General features: G+C 33.3%; 1 protein-coding gene. It reads left to right on the top strand.

The window, feature by feature from the left end; genetic code table 11:
- The coding region (locus tag ACLWS4_RS37360) for a hypothetical protein (protein ID WP_416876476.1) at window positions 1–541 on the top strand (541 nt) is incomplete at both ends.

Raw genomic sequence — 541 nt, 5'->3', positions numbered from 1 at the left:
AAAACGGAAGATTGCAGGTGGCACAAGAAAATGTTTAATTTAAGCATAAAAGTTCTTTTATCGCGAAAAAAATGGTTATTTCTGATCGCTGGTTCAATTGCCATTGTTCTATCATCAGTAGCTTCTATTTTCACTGCTTCTGCATCTGTAAGATCGGCAATTAAACAAAAGGCCCAGAATACTTACGGAGAACATACCGGTGTGTTAACAAATATTTCAGAAACGAAAACATCATTGCTGAATAAAAACAAGGAAATAACGGCAGGGGTATATCAAATTATAGGAAAAACTAAAGTTAGTAACGATAGATTTGCAACAGTTGGTTGGATGGATAAAAAGTCAATCAGATTAGGGCATCTAAGATTAATAAATGGAAAATTTCCGGACAAGCCAAATGAAGTAGCTATAGAATCTGCGTATTTACAAGGTTCATTAAAAAATTGGAAAATTAGTGAAAATAAATCAATCAAAATTGGAAACAAGATAAAAAAAATGCGTCTGGTTGGGATAGTAAAAAACTATTCTTCACAGTGGTCGGTAG

The organism is Kitasatospora sp. SC0581 (assembly GCF_048159585.1).
Taxonomy (GTDB): Bacteria; Actinomycetota; Actinomycetes; order Streptomycetales; family Streptomycetaceae; genus Kitasatospora.
This window is presented reverse-complemented; position numbering and strand designations above follow the sequence as displayed.